The 13,686-nt window shown below is 38.5% G+C and carries 25 protein-coding genes; all 25 read left to right on the top strand.

Annotation, left to right across the window (positions count from 1 at the left end):
• The first annotated feature begins 3 nt into the window (after positions 1 to 3).
• Positions 4 to 366 carry a 50S ribosomal protein L22 gene (gene rplV, locus WAE59_RS16145; protein ID WP_012780780.1) on the top strand — a complete coding sequence of 121 codons (363 nt, stop codon included), beginning with the start codon at positions 4 to 6 and terminating at the stop codon, positions 364 to 366.
• A gap of 5 nt (positions 367 to 371) precedes the next feature.
• Positions 372 to 1,229 (top strand): 30S ribosomal protein S3, encoded by an 858-nt coding sequence (rpsC, locus tag WAE59_RS16150; protein ID WP_337857013.1) that lies wholly within the window; start codon positions 372 to 374, stop codon positions 1,227 to 1,229.
• A 38-nt stretch (positions 1,230 to 1,267) separates the two neighbouring features.
• Positions 1,268 to 1,690 (top strand): 50S ribosomal protein L16, encoded by a 423-nt coding sequence (gene rplP, locus WAE59_RS16155; protein ID WP_048907441.1) that lies wholly within the window; start codon positions 1,268 to 1,270, stop codon positions 1,688 to 1,690.
• A 72-nt stretch (positions 1,691 to 1,762) separates the two neighbouring features.
• Entirely contained in the window at positions 1,763 to 1,972 is a 210-nt protein-coding gene (rpmC, locus tag WAE59_RS16160) for a 50S ribosomal protein L29 (protein ID WP_337857014.1), read from the top strand.
• Positions 1,973 to 1,985: 13 nt separating this feature from the next.
• Positions 1,986 to 2,240 (top strand): 30S ribosomal protein S17, encoded by a 255-nt coding sequence (gene rpsQ, locus WAE59_RS16165; RefSeq protein WP_048907439.1) that lies wholly within the window; start codon positions 1,986 to 1,988, stop codon positions 2,238 to 2,240.
• A gap of 1 nt (position 2,241) precedes the next feature.
• Positions 2,242 to 2,610, top strand: coding sequence for a 50S ribosomal protein L14 (rplN, locus tag WAE59_RS16170; RefSeq protein ID WP_008244575.1), 369 nt, complete (start codon positions 2,242 to 2,244; stop codon positions 2,608 to 2,610).
• A 1-nt stretch (position 2,611) separates the two neighbouring features.
• The gene (gene rplX, locus WAE59_RS16175) at positions 2,612 to 2,950 is read left to right on the top strand and encodes a 50S ribosomal protein L24 (RefSeq protein ID WP_136835526.1); all 339 of its coding nucleotides are present in this window, start codon (positions 2,612 to 2,614) and stop codon (positions 2,948 to 2,950) included.
• Positions 2,950 to 3,516 (top strand): 50S ribosomal protein L5, encoded by a 567-nt coding sequence (gene rplE / locus WAE59_RS16180; RefSeq protein ID WP_337857015.1) that lies wholly within the window; start codon positions 2,950 to 2,952, stop codon positions 3,514 to 3,516. Before rplX ends, rplE begins: the two co-directional genes overlap by 1 nt.
• Positions 3,516 to 3,785, top strand: coding sequence for a 30S ribosomal protein S14 (rpsN, locus tag WAE59_RS16185; RefSeq protein ID WP_012780786.1), 270 nt, complete (start codon positions 3,516 to 3,518; stop codon positions 3,783 to 3,785). Before rplE ends, rpsN begins: the two co-directional genes overlap by 1 nt.
• A gap of 117 nt (positions 3,786 to 3,902) precedes the next feature.
• Positions 3,903 to 4,301, top strand: a complete 399-nt coding sequence (gene rpsH / locus WAE59_RS16190; protein ID WP_048907435.1) for a 30S ribosomal protein S8 — start codon at positions 3,903 to 3,905, stop codon at positions 4,299 to 4,301.
• A gap of 18 nt (positions 4,302 to 4,319) precedes the next feature.
• Positions 4,320 to 4,877: a 50S ribosomal protein L6 gene (rplF, locus tag WAE59_RS16195; protein ID WP_337857016.1), complete on the top strand. Its 558-nt coding sequence runs from the start codon at positions 4,320 to 4,322 to the stop codon at positions 4,875 to 4,877.
• A gap of 5 nt (positions 4,878 to 4,882) precedes the next feature.
• Entirely contained in the window at positions 4,883 to 5,236 is a 354-nt protein-coding gene (gene rplR, locus WAE59_RS16200; RefSeq protein ID WP_337857017.1) for a 50S ribosomal protein L18, read from the top strand.
• A gap of 18 nt (positions 5,237 to 5,254) precedes the next feature.
• Positions 5,255 to 5,773, top strand: coding sequence for a 30S ribosomal protein S5 (gene rpsE, locus WAE59_RS16205; protein ID WP_084237681.1), 519 nt, complete (start codon positions 5,255 to 5,257; stop codon positions 5,771 to 5,773).
• Positions 5,774 to 5,777: 4 nt separating this feature from the next.
• The gene (gene rpmD / locus WAE59_RS16210) at positions 5,778 to 5,957 is read left to right on the top strand and encodes a 50S ribosomal protein L30 (RefSeq protein ID WP_337857018.1); all 180 of its coding nucleotides are present in this window, start codon (positions 5,778 to 5,780) and stop codon (positions 5,955 to 5,957) included.
• A 112-nt stretch (positions 5,958 to 6,069) separates the two neighbouring features.
• A complete protein-coding gene (gene rplO, locus WAE59_RS16215) occupies positions 6,070 to 6,516 on the top strand; it encodes a 50S ribosomal protein L15 (RefSeq protein ID WP_337857019.1) in 447 nt (148 codons plus the stop codon).
• A 3-nt stretch (positions 6,517 to 6,519) separates the two neighbouring features.
• Positions 6,520 to 7,857 (top strand): preprotein translocase subunit SecY, encoded by a 1,338-nt coding sequence (secY, locus tag WAE59_RS16220; protein WP_337857020.1) that lies wholly within the window; start codon positions 6,520 to 6,522, stop codon positions 7,855 to 7,857.
• Positions 7,858 to 7,866: 9 nt separating this feature from the next.
• Complete coding sequence (gene map, locus WAE59_RS16225) at positions 7,867 to 8,652, top strand: type I methionyl aminopeptidase (protein ID WP_337857021.1); 786 nt, start codon at positions 7,867 to 7,869, stop codon at positions 8,650 to 8,652.
• 71 nt (positions 8,653 to 8,723) lie between these two features.
• Positions 8,724 to 8,942, top strand: a complete 219-nt coding sequence (gene infA / locus WAE59_RS16230; RefSeq protein ID WP_048907428.1) for a translation initiation factor IF-1 — start codon at positions 8,724 to 8,726, stop codon at positions 8,940 to 8,942.
• 1 nt (position 8,943) lies between these two features.
• The gene (ykgO, locus tag WAE59_RS16235) at positions 8,944 to 9,060 is read left to right on the top strand and encodes a type B 50S ribosomal protein L36 (RefSeq protein WP_008244551.1); all 117 of its coding nucleotides are present in this window, start codon (positions 8,944 to 8,946) and stop codon (positions 9,058 to 9,060) included.
• Between the two features lie 110 nt (positions 9,061 to 9,170).
• Positions 9,171 to 9,548, top strand: coding sequence for a 30S ribosomal protein S13 (gene rpsM / locus WAE59_RS16240; RefSeq protein ID WP_048907427.1), 378 nt, complete (start codon positions 9,171 to 9,173; stop codon positions 9,546 to 9,548).
• A gap of 21 nt (positions 9,549 to 9,569) precedes the next feature.
• Positions 9,570 to 9,959 carry a 30S ribosomal protein S11 gene (gene rpsK / locus WAE59_RS16245; protein ID WP_048907426.1) on the top strand — a complete coding sequence of 130 codons (390 nt, stop codon included), beginning with the start codon at positions 9,570 to 9,572 and terminating at the stop codon, positions 9,957 to 9,959.
• 65 nt (positions 9,960 to 10,024) lie between these two features.
• Complete coding sequence (gene rpsD, locus WAE59_RS16250) at positions 10,025 to 10,633, top strand: 30S ribosomal protein S4 (protein WP_048907704.1); 609 nt, start codon at positions 10,025 to 10,027, stop codon at positions 10,631 to 10,633.
• A 79-nt stretch (positions 10,634 to 10,712) separates the two neighbouring features.
• The gene (locus tag WAE59_RS16255) at positions 10,713 to 11,705 is read left to right on the top strand and encodes a DNA-directed RNA polymerase subunit alpha (RefSeq protein ID WP_337857022.1); all 993 of its coding nucleotides are present in this window, start codon (positions 10,713 to 10,715) and stop codon (positions 11,703 to 11,705) included.
• 95 nt (positions 11,706 to 11,800) lie between these two features.
• Positions 11,801 to 12,331 carry a 50S ribosomal protein L17 gene (gene rplQ, locus WAE59_RS16260; RefSeq protein ID WP_337857023.1) on the top strand — a complete coding sequence of 177 codons (531 nt, stop codon included), beginning with the start codon at positions 11,801 to 11,803 and terminating at the stop codon, positions 12,329 to 12,331.
• Positions 12,332 to 12,586: 255 nt separating this feature from the next.
• The gene (locus tag WAE59_RS16265) at positions 12,587 to 13,615 is read left to right on the top strand and encodes a class I SAM-dependent methyltransferase (protein ID WP_337857024.1); all 1,029 of its coding nucleotides are present in this window, start codon (positions 12,587 to 12,589) and stop codon (positions 13,613 to 13,615) included.
• Positions 13,616 to 13,686: the final 71 nt, after the last annotated feature.

The raw sequence follows: 13,686 nt of genomic DNA on the forward strand, positions 1-13,686 counted from the left end.
GAGATGGAAGCAGTAGCGAAATTAAACAATTGTCCAACCTCACCACGTAAGATGCGTTTGGTTGTAGATCTTATCAGAGGTGAGCGTGTTGAGAAAGCTTTACATATTTTAAAGTTCACCAATAAAGATGCAGCAATAAGAGTTGAGAAACTATTATTATCAGCTATCAAAAACTGGGAGACTAAAAATGAAGGTTCTCGCCCTGAAGAAAACCAATTATACGTGAAAACGATAATGGTAGGCGGTGGCCGTCAGTTGAAAAGACTGAGACCAGCTCCTCAAGGACGCGGTTACAGAATACGTAAACGTTCAAACCACGTGACTTTGATAGTAGATAGTAAAAACGTTGAAACTCAAACTAATTAACAGAAATGGGACAAAAAGCACATCCAATAGGTAACAGGTTAGGAATCATCAAAGGTTGGGATTCTAACTGGTTCGGTGGCAACAACTATGCTGATAAATTAGTTGAGGACGAGAAAATAAGGAAATACCTTTCTGCACGTATCGCTAAAGGCGGCGTAGCTAAAGTGGTAATCGAGCGTACTTTGAAACGCATTACTGTTACAATCCACACGGCTCGTCCGGGTATTGTAATTGGTAAAGCGGGTCAGGAAGTTGACAAGATCAAAGAAGAGTTGAAAAAATTGACTAAAAAGGAAATTCAAATCAACATTTTTGAGATCAAACGTCCTGAGCTTGATGCACAATTAGTAGCAGAAGGTGTTGCCAAACAATTAGAGGCAAGGATCTCATTCCGTAGAGCAATGAAATCTACTATTGCATCGACAATGCGTATGGGCGCAGAAGGTATCAAAATTATGACTTCAGGTCGTTTAGGTGGTGCTGAGATGGCTCGTAGCGAACAGTATAAAGAAGGAAGAATTCCTTTGCATACTTTCCGTGCTGACATTGACTATGCATTAGCTGAGGCTTTAACTACCTACGGTAAAATAGGTGTTAAAGTTTGGATCTGCAAAGGCGAGGTTTACGGTAAACGTGATCTTTCTCCAAACATCGGTGCAACGAGCAATGCTCCAGGCAAAGGTGGCAGACCAGAAGGTGCATTCGCAGGAGGCAGAGACAGAGATAACCGTGGCGGTGGCGACAGAAGAAACGATAACCGCGGTGGTGGTAATCGTGGCGGAAGAGGTCCTGGTCAAGGCGGTCCTGGAGCAGGAAGAGATAATAGAGGTGGAAATACTCAAAACAGAGGTCCTCGTAAATAATTAGTTAACAGATCGTTTAACGATAATATTAGAATAAAATGTTACAGCCAAAAAGAACGAAGTTCAGAAAGATGCAAAAGGGCAGAATGAAAGGTTTAGCAACTCGTGGTGCTGAATTGTCATTCGGGTCTTTCGGGATTAAATCTTTAGAGTCGACCTGGATTACCAGTCGTCAGATAGAGGCAGCCCGTATTGCGGTAACTCGTTTCATGAAACGTGAAGGCCAGGTGTGGATTAGGATATTCCCGGACAAACCGGTAACTAAAAAACCAGCTGAGGTACGTATGGGTAAAGGTAAGGGTGCTCCTGAATATTGGGTAGCCGTAGTTAGACCCGGACGCATTATTTTTGAAGCCGAAGGTGTTCCTTTAGAAGTTGCTAAAGAAGCAATGAGATTGGCCGCTCAAAAATTACCTATCCAAACAAAATTTGTAGTACGTAGAGATTACGTAGAAGCATAGAAAGTTTTGGGTTGAATGTTGTAAGTAACTTGTTATTACAACCTCTAGACCCGCAACATAAAAATTAATAAAATGAAGAACTCAGAAATAACAGGGCTTTCACAAGAAGAACTAGTAGCCAGGATTGCAGAAGAAACTGAAAACTTAGTAAAGTTGAAATTTGCGCACACAATATCGGCTATTGAAAATCCTTCCCGCATACGTAAAGTAAGAAGAGATATCGCCCGATTAAACACTGAAGTGACTAAGCGTAAAGCTGAGTCTGCTACTGAAACTAAATAACTTTAGAGTCGAAATGGAAAGACAATTAAGAAAAACAAGAACCGGGTTGGTGGTAAGCAACAAGATGGATAAATCTATTGTTGTAGCGGTAGAGCGTAAAGTGAAACACCCGATCTATGGTAAGTTTGTTAAGAAAACTACCAAATTTATGGCTCATGACGAGAAAAACGATTGCGGTATTGGTGATACAGTACTGATCATGGAGACTCGTCCGCTGAGTAAAAACAAGAACTGGAGATTAGTGGAAATTTTAGAAAGGGCTAAATAACATGGTACAACAGGAATCAAGATTAAACGTAGCCGATAATAGCGGCGCAAAAGAAGTATTGGTTATCCGTGTACTTGGTGGTACTGGAAAGAGATATGCTTCTATTGGTGACAAAATCGTTGTTACCGTTAAAAGTGCATTGCCTTCCGGAAACATTAAGAAAGGAACAGTTTCTAAAGCAGTTGTTGTAAGAACAAAGAAAGAGATCAGACGTAAAGATGGTTCTTACATCCGTTTCGACGACAATGCAGCAGTATTATTAAATGCACAAGATGAGCCGCGCGGTACACGTATTTTTGGCCCGGTAGCGAGAGAACTGCGTGAAAAACAATTCATGAAAATTGTATCATTAGCACCGGAGGTATTATAAAATGAAAAATAAAGTAACTACACCAAAAGTAAAGATCCGTAAAGGAGATTTAGTAAAGGTTATAGCCGGCGATTCGAAAGGTCAGCAAGGTACAGTGCTTTCAGTATTAGCTACTAAAAGCAGAATCCTGGTTGAGGGCGTTAACCTTGTATCAAAACATACAAAACCAAATGCTGCTACACCAAACGGTGGTATCATAAAAAAAGAAGCTGCTCTTCATATTTCTAACGTGGCGTTGATCGATCCTAAATCAGGTAACATCACTCGCGTTGGCAGAAAGCTTAACGCTGATGGGAAATTAGTTAGGGTATCTAAAAAATCAGGAGAGGAGATCAAATAATGGCTTACGTACCAAGATTAAAAAGTAAATATAAAGAGGAGATTGTAACTGCACTTAAAGATAAGTTCAATTACAAAAGCGTAATGCAAGTTCCTAAGTTGGAGAAAATTTCTATCAACCAAGGTGTTGGTCGTTTCTCTGTTACTGACAAGAAAATTATGGACAGCTCTATTTTAGAGATGACAACCATTTCTGGTCAGCAGGCAGTTGGCGCTAAGTCTAAAAAAGATATCTCTAACTTCAAGTTGCGTAAAGGTATGCCAGTTGGTGTACGTGTAACTTTACGTGATAACAACATGTATGAGTTTTTAGATCGTTTAATTTCCGTAGCTTTGCCACGTATCCGTGATTTCAAAGGTATCAATGATAAAGGTTTTGATGGAAAAGGTAACTACACATTAGGTGTTACTGAACAAATCATCTTCCCTGAGATCAACATCGATAAAATCAATAAGATTTTAGGAATGGATATTACATTTGTAACATCTGCTACTACAGACGTTGAAGCATTGGAATTGTTAAAACAATTTGGGTTACCATTTAAAAATCAAAAAACAGAGCAATAATGGCAAAAGAAGGTGTAAAAGCTCGCGAAATTAAGCGTCAGAAATTGGTTGCTAAATATGCAGAGAAACGTGCAGAATTAAAAGCAGCTGGTGATTATGAAGGATTAGACAAGTTACCTAAGAACTCTTCAGCAGTTCGTTTGCACAACCGTTGCAAATTGACAGGTCGTCCTCGTGGTTATATGCGTACTTTCGGTATATCAAGGGTATTGTTCCGTGATATGGCTTTAGCAGGTAAAATACCTGGAGTAAGAAAAGCAAGCTGGTAGTCCCAGCTTTCTTTTGTGCTTGAGGGGTCTTCCCTCAAGCTCTAATAAAAATTTTAACCGATGGCAGGTCGCCCCGAATAGGTCGGGAAGGAAACCACTATCACAACTATATAAAAAATGAATACAGATCCAATAGCAGATTATCTTACAAGGGTAAGAAATGCCATCAAGGCAAATCACAGAATTGTAGAGATTCCTGCGTCTAACCTTAAAAAGGAAATTACTAAAGTACTTTTTGACAAAGGTTACATTGCTAACTACAAATTTGAGGATACTACAGCTCAGGGAACAATTAAGATTGCATTAAAATACAATGCCATCACAAAAATCCCGGCTATCCGCACATTAGTACGTATCAGCAAACCAGGCTTAAGGCAATATGCCGGTGTTGAAAATATGCCAAGAGTATTAAACGGTTTAGGTATCGCAATTTTATCTACATCTAAGGGTGTTATGACTGATAAAGAAGCTGCTAAACTTAACATTGGTGGCGAAGTTTTGTGTCACGTTTATTAATTAAAGGAGGATAGCAAAATGTCAAGAATAGGAAAAGCCCCAATTACTGTGCCTGCTGGTGTTACCATTACTGTTTCTAAAGAGAATGTAGTAACTGTAAAAGGACCAAAAGGAGAGTTAACTCAAGCAGTAGATTCAGATATCACTGTAAGTCAAGAAGACGGCGTACTTACTGTACAACGTCCATCAGAGCAAAAAAGACATAAAGCGTTACATGGTTTGTACCGTTCATTGTTGAATAATATGGTTGTTGGTGTAACAGAAGGTTATAAAATACAACAAGAATTGGTAGGTGTGGGTTACCGTGCTACTAACCAGGGAAATACTTTGGATCTTGTTTTAGGTTATTCTCACCACTATGTATTCCAATTACCGGAAGAAATTAAAGTAACAACAACTTCAGAAAAAGGTCAGACTCCTAAGATCATTTTAGAGAGTATCGATAAACAATTGATTGGTCAGGTAGCAGCGAAGATTCGTTCGTTACGTACTCCAGAGCCTTATAAAGGTAAAGGTATCAAGTTTGTAGGCGAAGTGTTAAGAAGAAAAGCAGGTAAATCGGCTTCTAAAAAATAATCATCATGGCAGGGAAAAAATTATCTCGTAGAGATCGTATAAAAAAAGGAATCAGAAAAAGATTAACAGGTTCTGAAAGCCGTCCACGTTTATCGGTTTATAGAAGCAATAAAGGAATTTATGCTCAAATCATTAACGACGTAACCGGCAATACAATTGTATCGGCTTCATCTTTATCTAAAGACTTTGCTGGTACCGGTAGCAAATCTGAGCAGTCAGTGGCTGTTGGTAAATTGGTTGCTGAGAAAGCAATAGCAGCAGGTGTTAAAGAAGTTGTTTTCGATAGAAATGGCTACTTATACCATGGACGTGTTAAATCGTTGGCAGAAGGTGCTCGCGAAGCTGGTTTAGTATTTTAATCTGAAAATAGGATAAGAATGTCAACTATCAATATAAAAAGAGTTAAGACTAGCGAGATCGAATTGAAAGATCGTTTAGTTAGCATACAACGCGTTGCCAAAGTAACTAAAGGTGGACGTACTTTCAGCTTCTCAGCCATTGTGGTTGTGGGCGACGAGAACGGAATCGTAGGTTATGGATTGGGTAAAGCGAAAGAGGTTACAGAAGCCATCGCTAAAGGCGTGGATGATGCTAAGAAGAATTTGGTTAAAGTTCCATTGTTGAACGGTACTGTTCCTCATGAGCAAATTGGTAAATTCTCTGGTGGTTTTGTCCTGATTAAGCCAGCGGCTGTCGGTACCGGAGTTATTGCCGGTGGTGCAATGCGTGCGGTGTTGGAAAGTGCTGGAGTACATAACGTATTGGCAAAATCAAAAGGTTCTTCAAATCCACACAACGTGGTTAAAGCAACTGTTGATGCATTGACAAAGATGCGTGATGCTTATACAGTAGCTCAGCAACGTGGCGTAGATTTAAATAAAGTTTTTAACGGATAATATTATGGCGAAGATCAAAATAACCCAGATAAAAAGCATTATCGACAGAAGCGAGCGCCAAAAGAGAACAATGCAGGCTTTAGGTTTAACTAAAATGAACCAAAGTGTAGAGGTTGAAGCAACATCTGCCATTATCGGAATGGTAAGGAAAGTTAACCACTTGGTTGCTATCGAGAATTTATAATGACTAAAGGTTGTAAATGTAGTTTATATAATTACATTTGCAACCTTTGTATATTGTTTAACCGTTGTCCCTGATTAGTGAAAGCGAAGGGCAACACAATAAGTTTCAAAAAATGAACTTAAGTAATTTAAAACCTGCAGCAGGTTCTACAAAAAATAGTAAAAGGATTGGTCGTGGTACTGGTTCTGGTCGTGGTGGTACTTCCACTCGTGGTCATAAAGGTGCTGGATCCCGTTCTGGACACAAAACCAAAATTGGTTTCGAAGGTGGTCAAATGCCATTACAACGTCGTGTACCTAAAGTTGGTTTCAAACCTATCAACCGTGTTGAATATGTTGGTGTTAACTTAGATGTTCTACAAGGTTTGGCAGAAAGATTTGAATTGACTTCGATAGATTTTGCAACACTTCAGGAACATGGCCTGGCGTCTAAGAACGACTTAGTGAAAGTTCTTGCACGTGGCGAGGTTAAATCTAAATTAGAAGTTAAAGCCCATGCTTTTTCTGCAGCTGCACAAAAAGCTATCGAAGCTGTTGGAGGCTCAATCGAAAAATTGTAATTAATGAAGAAGCTGTTTACTACTTTAAGTAATATTTGGAAAATTCAAGAATTAAAAGAGCGTATAGTATTTACGCTCATGATTCTTTTGATATATAGATTTGTTTCTCACGTGGTTTTGCCAGGTGTAGATGCAACTCTTTTAGGCGATAATGAAAAGTCAGGCCTTTTGGGTCTATTGGATATGTTTGCCGGAGGATCATTTTCCCGTGTGTCTATTTTGGCACTGGGAGTTATGCCTTATATTTCTGCGTCAATCGTAGTTCAGCTACTGGGAATTGCAGTACCTTCATTTCAGAAGATGCAAAAGGAAGGCGAAAGTGGTAGAAAAAAGCTGAATCAGATTACCCGTTATCTTACCGTAGCAATTACTGCTGTTCAGGCAGTTGGCTATGTGAAGACTCAGGTTCCCCAACAAGCGATCGTAATTGATCACACACTTTTCTTTGTGCTTGCTACCTTTGTTTTGGCAGCTGGAACTTTATTTGTGATGTGGCTTGGTGAGAAGATTACAGACAAAGGTATCGGTAATGGTATTTCATTGATCATTATGGTAGGTATCATTGCCAGGCTTCCTGTTGCGCTTTATCAGGAGGGAACCTCCAGAATAGCAGGTGAAGGTGGTCCGGTGGCCCTGGTCATCGAGATCGTTGCGCTGTTTGCAGTTGTAATGTTTACCATTATGATTGTTCAGGGAGTGCGCAAAGTGCCTGTTCAATATGCTAAACGTATTGTTGGAAACAGGCAGTTTGGCGGAGTTAGACAGTATATTCCATTGAAGGTTAATGCAGCTGGCGTAATGCCGATCATCTTCGCTCAGGCGTTGATGTTCATCCCGGCAACACTTACGCAGTTTTTCCCTTCATTACAGAATACCTGGCTTACGCAATTTAGTGATTACACTTCATTGGCTTACAGTCTGACATTTGCTTTCCTGATCATTGCATTTACATTTTTCTATACGGCTATAACTGTCAATCCAACCCAAATGTCGGATGATATGAAAAAGAATGGTGGATTTATTCCTGGAATTAAACCTGGATTAGCTACTTCGTCGTTCATTGATGACGTGATTTCAAAAATCACTTTTCCTGGAGCGGTGTTTTTGGCGATCATCGCTATTCTTCCATCCATAGCTGTGAAATTTGGGATAAAATCAGAGTTCGCTCATTTTTATGGTGGAACGTCACTTTTGATTTTGGTAGGCGTTGTATTGGATACCTTGCAACAGATTGAAAGTTATTTGTTGATGCGTCATTATGACGGCTTAATGAAGACTGGTCGTGTTACTGGAAGGTCTGGCATTCCTGCTCCTGCGAGCGGTAGCAATGCTGTGATTTAATAAATATTAATGTCCAAAATCTATTACAAATCTCTTGAGGAGATAGAGCTGATCAGAGAGAGTTCCTTATTGGTTTCCAGAACTCTTGCGGAAGTAGCTAAGGTGATCAATCCAGGGATTACAACTAAGTCACTAAATAAATTGGCCGAGACCTTTATTCAAGATCATGGAGCGGTCCCGGCCTTTTTAAATTACAATGGTTTTCCATATTCCTTGTGTATATCTCCGAATGAACAGGTAGTTCATGGTTTTCCAAGCGACTATGTAATTCAGGAGGGAGATCTTATTTCTGTGGATTGTGGTGTGATCAAGAATAATTATTTTGGCGATTCAGCGTATACATTCTCGATTGGCGAAATAAGTGAAGAGAAGAAAAAGTTGGTTGAAGTCACCCAGGAATGTCTTCAACGGGCCATTGATAAGGCTATCGTTGGATCCAGGATCGGAGACGTGGGATTCGCTGTTCAGGATTTAGCAGAGCGTAATGGATTTGGGGTAGTTAGGGAGCTTGTAGGACACGGTGTAGGCGTAAAGTTGCATGAGAAGCCTGAGGTTCCTAATTACGGTAAGCGAGGTAGCGGTATTAAGTTGGAAGAAGGAATGGTGATCGCTATTGAGCCAATGATTAATGCTGGTACTGCCAGTGTTAAATTTTGGTCAGATGGTTGGACCGTTACCAGTAAGGATAATAGACCGTCTGCGCATTTTGAGCATACAGTGGCTGTAAAAAAGGGGAGGGCAGATGTTTTATCGACCTTTTCATTAATAGAAGAAGTTTTAATAGAAAAAAAGTAAATAATTAAAATTTTTTATTTAATTTTGCAACCCTGTTTAATAGCAGCTAATTAAGTAAAAATCAATATTATATGGCTAAACAAGCCTCAATTGAACAAGACGGTGTAATAAAAGAAGCGTTGTCCAATGCAATGTTTCGGGTTGAACTCGAAAACGGTCATGAGATAATCGCACATATTTCGGGAAAAATGAGGATGCACTACATCAAAATTTTACCGGGAGACAAAGTAAAATTAGAGATGTCGCCTTACGATTTATCAAAAGGCAGGATTACTTATAGATATAAATAAAATGAAAGTTAGGTCATCAATTAAAAAACGTAGCGCTGATTGTAAGGTTATTCGTCGTAAAGGTAAACTTTACGTAATCAACAAGAAAAACCCTAAATTTAAGCAACGTCAAGGTTAATTAAAATTTAGATTTTAGGTTTACGAATTCTTATTGGATTATACAGGACGTGAGTTCTTTAATCGTAATCGTAAATCCAAGGTCGTGAATCAAAATCGCTAAATACAAATATGGCAAGGATATCAGGTATAGATTTACCAAGAAACAAGAGAGGCGAAATCGGATTAACTTATATCTTCGGAATAGGTAGATCAACTGCTCAGCGTATATTGACTGAAGCAGGTATCGATTTGAGCAAAAAAGTACAGGACTGGTCTGATGATGAATTATCAGCAATCCGTACCATCATCAACGATGGCGTTAAAGTGGAAGGTGCTTTACGTTCTGAAGTTCAACTGAACATTAAACGTTTAATGGACATTGGTTGTTACCGTGGTTTGCGTCACAGGAAAGGTTTGCCAGTGCGTGGTCAACGTACTAAAAACAATTCTCGTACACGTAAAGGAAAGAGAAAAACAGTTGCAAACAAGAAAAAAGCTACTAAATAAAATTAGTACTGAATAATAATTATGGCTAAGAGTAAAAAAGTTACCAAAAAGCGTATTGTTGTTATAGAGCCTGTTGGTCAGGCACACATCAATGCTACTTTTAACAATATCATTGTTACTTTGACAAATAACAATGGTCAAACTATATCATGGTCTTCTGCAGGTAAAATGGGTTTCAAGGGTTCTAAAAAGAATACTCCATATGCTGCTGGACAAGCTGCATCTGATTGCGGTAAGGTAGCGTTTGACTTAGGTCTGCGTAAAGTAGAGGTTTTTGTTAAAGGACCGGGTTCGGGCCGTGAATCAGCAATCAGAACATTGCAGGTTTCAGGTATCGAAGTTACCTCGATCAAAGATATTACACCGCTTCCACACAATGGATGTCGTCCTCCTAAGAAGAGAAGAGTTTAATTTATTAATTTTTAAAGCTAAGAGTCTGCAGCTACAGGTTGCATGATACTTTAAAACAAAAAGCAATGGCAAGATATACAGGACCAAAGTCCAAAATCGCGCGTAAATTCAGAGAGCCTATTTTTGGCCCTGACAAAGTATTAGATAGAAAAAATTACCCTCCTGGGCAACACGGTGCCTCAAAAAGGAGAGGAAAGCAATCAGAGTACGCAGTACAGTTGATGGAAAAACAAAAAGTTAAATATACTTATGGTGTATTGGAGCGTCAGTTCCGCAACTTGTTTACCAAAGCATCTTCGAGAGAAGGTATTACTGGTGATAACTTATTGCAATTATTAGAAGCTCGTTTAGACAACACAGTTTACAGATTAGGTATTGCTACTACACGTTCAGCTGCGCGGCAGTTAGTTAGCCATAAACACGTAACAGTTAACGGTGAAGTAGTGAATATTCCTTCATACCAATTGAAAGCTGGTGATGTTGTAGCCGTTCGCGAGAAATCTAAAACTCTGGAAGCTATCACTAATTCTGTTGCAGGAAGAGTAATCAATAAATTCAATTGGTTAGATTGGAATGCGAATGAATTGACCGGTAAGTTCTTAGCTTATCCGAATCGTGATGAGATTCCTGAGAATATCAAAGAGAACCTTATAGTAGAGTTATACTCGAAGTAATATATTCAATTAGTTGCCTTTTTAGGCAACTAATTTTTTTACGTTACATAATTTTAATAACGATCTAAAAACATTATAAATGGCAATTTTAGCATTTCAGAAACCCGATAAGGTAATCATGCAGAAATCAACAGATTTCGATGGTATATTTGAATTTCGTCCTTTAGAGCCCGGTTTCGGTGTAACAATTGGTAATGCCCTGAGAAGAATTTTACTTTCTTCTTTAGAAGGTTATGCCATTACAAGTATACGTTTTTCTGGTGTATCTCATGAATTTTCTACAATGAAAGGTGTTGTAGAGGATCTTACTGAAATCATTCTGAACTTGAAACAAGTTCGTTTCAAGAAAGTTGGTGATTCAGGCGATTCTGAGAAAGTTTTTATCGTAGTAAACGGACAGGAACAATTTGTTGCTGGTGACATCACAAAATTCTCTAACAATTTTGAGGTACTTAATCCTGACTTCGTAATTTGTAATATGGAGAAATCAGTTACCTTAGAAGTGGAATTGACCATTAATAAGGGACGTGGTTATGTACCAGCAGAAGAAAATAAAGTTAATGATGCTGTCGTTGGTGTGATTGCAATCGATTCGATTTTCACGCCAATGAAAAATGTGAAATATACGATCGAAAACTATCGTGTTGAGCAAAAGACAGATTATGAAAAATTAATACTGGATATTTCTACGGATGGATCCATCCACCCGGAGGAAGCATTGAAAGAGGCTGCAAAAATTTTAATCCAGCACTTCATGTTATTCTCTGATGAGAATTTGGTATTGGAGTCTCAAGCTAAAGAAGAAACTAAAGAAGTGGATGAGGAAATCCTGCACATGCGGAAGATCTTAAAAACTGAATTGGTTGATTTAGATTTATCTGTTCGTGCGTTAAACTGCCTTAAAGCAGCTGACATACGTACTTTAGCTGATCTTGTTTCTTATGATGTTGCTGATATGTTGAAATTCAGAAACTTCGGTAAGAAATCTTTAACAGAGATCCAGGAGCTTGTTAAATCTAAGAGTTTATCATTTGGCATGAACTTGTCGAAATTTAAATTAGACGAAGAGTAACAGCTAATTATATAGCACAAATAACATATTGTTAATAGTGTATAAATCCCTCAGATTAAATTCAAAGAGACGGTATACACTGAATAAATTCAAAAATGAGACACGGTAAAAAAGTAAACCACTTAGGAAGAACAGATTCACATCGTAAAGCGATGCTGGCAAATATGGCTTCTTCGTTAATTAAACACAAAAGGATTTCAACTACTTTAGCTAAGGCAAAAGCATTGCGTATGTACGTTGAGCCTATCATCACCAAATCAAAAAATGATACTACGCATTCACGTCGTATTGTGTTTAGTTATTTGCAAGACAAGGAGACCGTTACTGAGTTATTCCGTGATGTGGCAGCTAAAGTTGCGAATCGTCCCGGAGGTTACACAAGAATCATTAAGTTAAACAACCGTTTGGGTGATAATGCTGAAATGGCATTGATCGAGTTGGTTGATTACAATGAGGTTTACGGTAAAGAGGCTGATGCAGCTGAGAAGAAAACCACCCGTCGTGGAAGAAGCAAAGCTAAAAAATCAGATGCTCCTGTTGCTACTGCAACTGAAGAGGTTGTTGTTGAGGAAGAAGCGACTGAAGCACCGTCGGCTGAAGAATCTAAAGAAGACAAGGGAGAATAATTATTTATTTTTCTTAAGGAAAGGCCCTGTTCATTTATGGATAGGGCCTTTTTTCAATTTCTACTTTTCTGTTTTTAAGATTTCTAGCACTAAATAAATATGTCCAACCAGTTACAACTTACTATATTCCGAGATCACATACTGAACAGCATCTCAACTCGGACCTTTGTTAAAGCTTCCCTCGGAAATTATCAAGGAAACGTTAAAGAGCTAAAAAATATATACGTCCGTCAAGTCGTTATCAAGCGCAACGATATGCTATCATTTACCTATCGTTATAAAACCAGGGATATCGTTAAGAATTTTCAGATAGCTGAGGGAGTAGACTTAATGGTGGCCCTTATGAGTAACGATTTTAGGATTTGTACTGTTTTTTCATTTGCGCAGGAATTTATTCTTGAACTGAATAAGCAGGGTGTCCTATCTGTTCGTGAACGCAAGTCTGACCCAAAACCTATAGTTGATCTTTTGCATGATAAAGAAAAAAAGAGAATCATAAATGCAACGGGGAAATCTTACTTAACGGACTTGAGAATTTCGGATTCAACAGGGAAGGTATACAAAAATGCGCAAGATAAATATCGGCAAATCAATCAGTATATCGAGATTATAAATAGCTTGATTAAGGGTTTGCCAGAAGGATCGATTAGGCAAGTAGCTGATATGGGATCAGGCAAAGGTTATTTGACATTTGCCCTATATGACTATTTGCGTAATGTTGTTCAATTGGAAGCAAAGGTTACTGGAATAGAATATCGCCAGGACTTGGTTGACTTGTGCAGTGATATTGCGACACGTTCTTCATTCAATGATTTGAAGTTTGTGCAGGGGATTATTGAAAATTATGAATTGGAATCTATTGATTTGTTGATTGCTTTACATGCCTGTGATACAGCTACCGACGACGCTATTATAAAAGGCATTCAAGCAGGAGCTAAATTAATTGTAGTTGCTCCTTGCTGTCATAAACAAATTAGAAGGGAAATGGAAAAGAACAAGGTGAAAAATGATGTATCCTTTATGACCAAGCATGGCATTTTTCTGGAACGACAAGCAGAGATGATTACAGATGGAATTCGCTCCCTGATTCTAGAATATTTCGGCTATAAGACGAAGGTATTTGAATTTATATCAGACGTGCATACCCCTAAAAATGTACTGATCGTAGGTACGAAGAGCGGTATTTCGGATCAACGCAAGTCCGATATATTGATTGAAATTTTAAAGATAAAGCAGTATTTTGGAATTGGCACTCATCATTTAGAAAAAATAATGCCATGTTAGCTTATCGATTTCTGTCATAGTGTCACATTTTGGCTAACCAATTCGGACAGTTTTAAGCCTGTTATCTGGCT

Origin of the sequence: Pedobacter sp. GR22-6, from assembly GCF_037402555.1 — a bacterium.
In the GTDB taxonomy this organism is placed as follows: domain Bacteria; phylum Bacteroidota; class Bacteroidia; order Sphingobacteriales; family Sphingobacteriaceae; genus Pedobacter.

Coding starts and splice junctions, on each gene's coding strand:
- rpsM (WP_048907427.1), top strand. CDS start 9,171: ATGGCAAGGATATCAGGTATAGATTTACCAAGAAACAAGAGAGGCGAA.
- rplV (WP_012780780.1), top strand. CDS start 4: ATGGAAGCAGTAGCGAAATTAAACAATTGTCCAACCTCACCACGTAAG.
- rpsK (WP_048907426.1), top strand. CDS start 9,570: ATGGCTAAGAGTAAAAAAGTTACCAAAAAGCGTATTGTTGTTATAGAG.
- rpsD (WP_048907704.1), top strand. CDS start 10,025: ATGGCAAGATATACAGGACCAAAGTCCAAAATCGCGCGTAAATTCAGA.
- rpsE (WP_084237681.1), top strand. CDS start 5,255: ATGTCAACTATCAATATAAAAAGAGTTAAGACTAGCGAGATCGAATTG.
- rplE (WP_337857015.1), top strand. CDS start 2,950: ATGGCTTACGTACCAAGATTAAAAAGTAAATATAAAGAGGAGATTGTA.
- WAE59_RS16265 (WP_337857024.1), top strand. CDS start 12,587: ATGCTATCATTTACCTATCGTTATAAAACCAGGGATATCGTTAAGAAT.
- rpsN (WP_012780786.1), top strand. CDS start 3,516: ATGGCAAAAGAAGGTGTAAAAGCTCGCGAAATTAAGCGTCAGAAATTG.
- rplX (WP_136835526.1), top strand. CDS start 2,612: ATGAAAAATAAAGTAACTACACCAAAAGTAAAGATCCGTAAAGGAGAT.
- WAE59_RS16255 (WP_337857022.1), top strand. CDS start 10,713: ATGGCAATTTTAGCATTTCAGAAACCCGATAAGGTAATCATGCAGAAA.
- rplN (WP_008244575.1), top strand. CDS start 2,242: ATGGTACAACAGGAATCAAGATTAAACGTAGCCGATAATAGCGGCGCA.
- infA (WP_048907428.1), top strand. CDS start 8,724: ATGGCTAAACAAGCCTCAATTGAACAAGACGGTGTAATAAAAGAAGCG.
- rplP (WP_048907441.1), top strand. CDS start 1,268: ATGTTACAGCCAAAAAGAACGAAGTTCAGAAAGATGCAAAAGGGCAGA.
- secY (WP_337857020.1), top strand. CDS start 6,520: ATGAAGAAGCTGTTTACTACTTTAAGTAATATTTGGAAAATTCAAGAA.
- rplQ (WP_337857023.1), top strand. CDS start 11,801: ATGAGACACGGTAAAAAAGTAAACCACTTAGGAAGAACAGATTCACAT.
- rpmC (WP_337857014.1), top strand. CDS start 1,763: ATGAAGAACTCAGAAATAACAGGGCTTTCACAAGAAGAACTAGTAGCC.
- rplF (WP_337857016.1), top strand. CDS start 4,320: ATGTCAAGAATAGGAAAAGCCCCAATTACTGTGCCTGCTGGTGTTACC.
- map (WP_337857021.1), top strand. CDS start 7,867: ATGTCCAAAATCTATTACAAATCTCTTGAGGAGATAGAGCTGATCAGA.
- ykgO (WP_008244551.1), top strand. CDS start 8,944: ATGAAAGTTAGGTCATCAATTAAAAAACGTAGCGCTGATTGTAAGGTT.
- rplO (WP_337857019.1), top strand. CDS start 6,070: ATGAACTTAAGTAATTTAAAACCTGCAGCAGGTTCTACAAAAAATAGT.
- rplR (WP_337857017.1), top strand. CDS start 4,883: ATGGCAGGGAAAAAATTATCTCGTAGAGATCGTATAAAAAAAGGAATC.
- rpsQ (WP_048907439.1), top strand. CDS start 1,986: ATGGAAAGACAATTAAGAAAAACAAGAACCGGGTTGGTGGTAAGCAAC.
- rpsC (WP_337857013.1), top strand. CDS start 372: ATGGGACAAAAAGCACATCCAATAGGTAACAGGTTAGGAATCATCAAA.
- rpsH (WP_048907435.1), top strand. CDS start 3,903: ATGAATACAGATCCAATAGCAGATTATCTTACAAGGGTAAGAAATGCC.
- rpmD (WP_337857018.1), top strand. CDS start 5,778: ATGGCGAAGATCAAAATAACCCAGATAAAAAGCATTATCGACAGAAGC.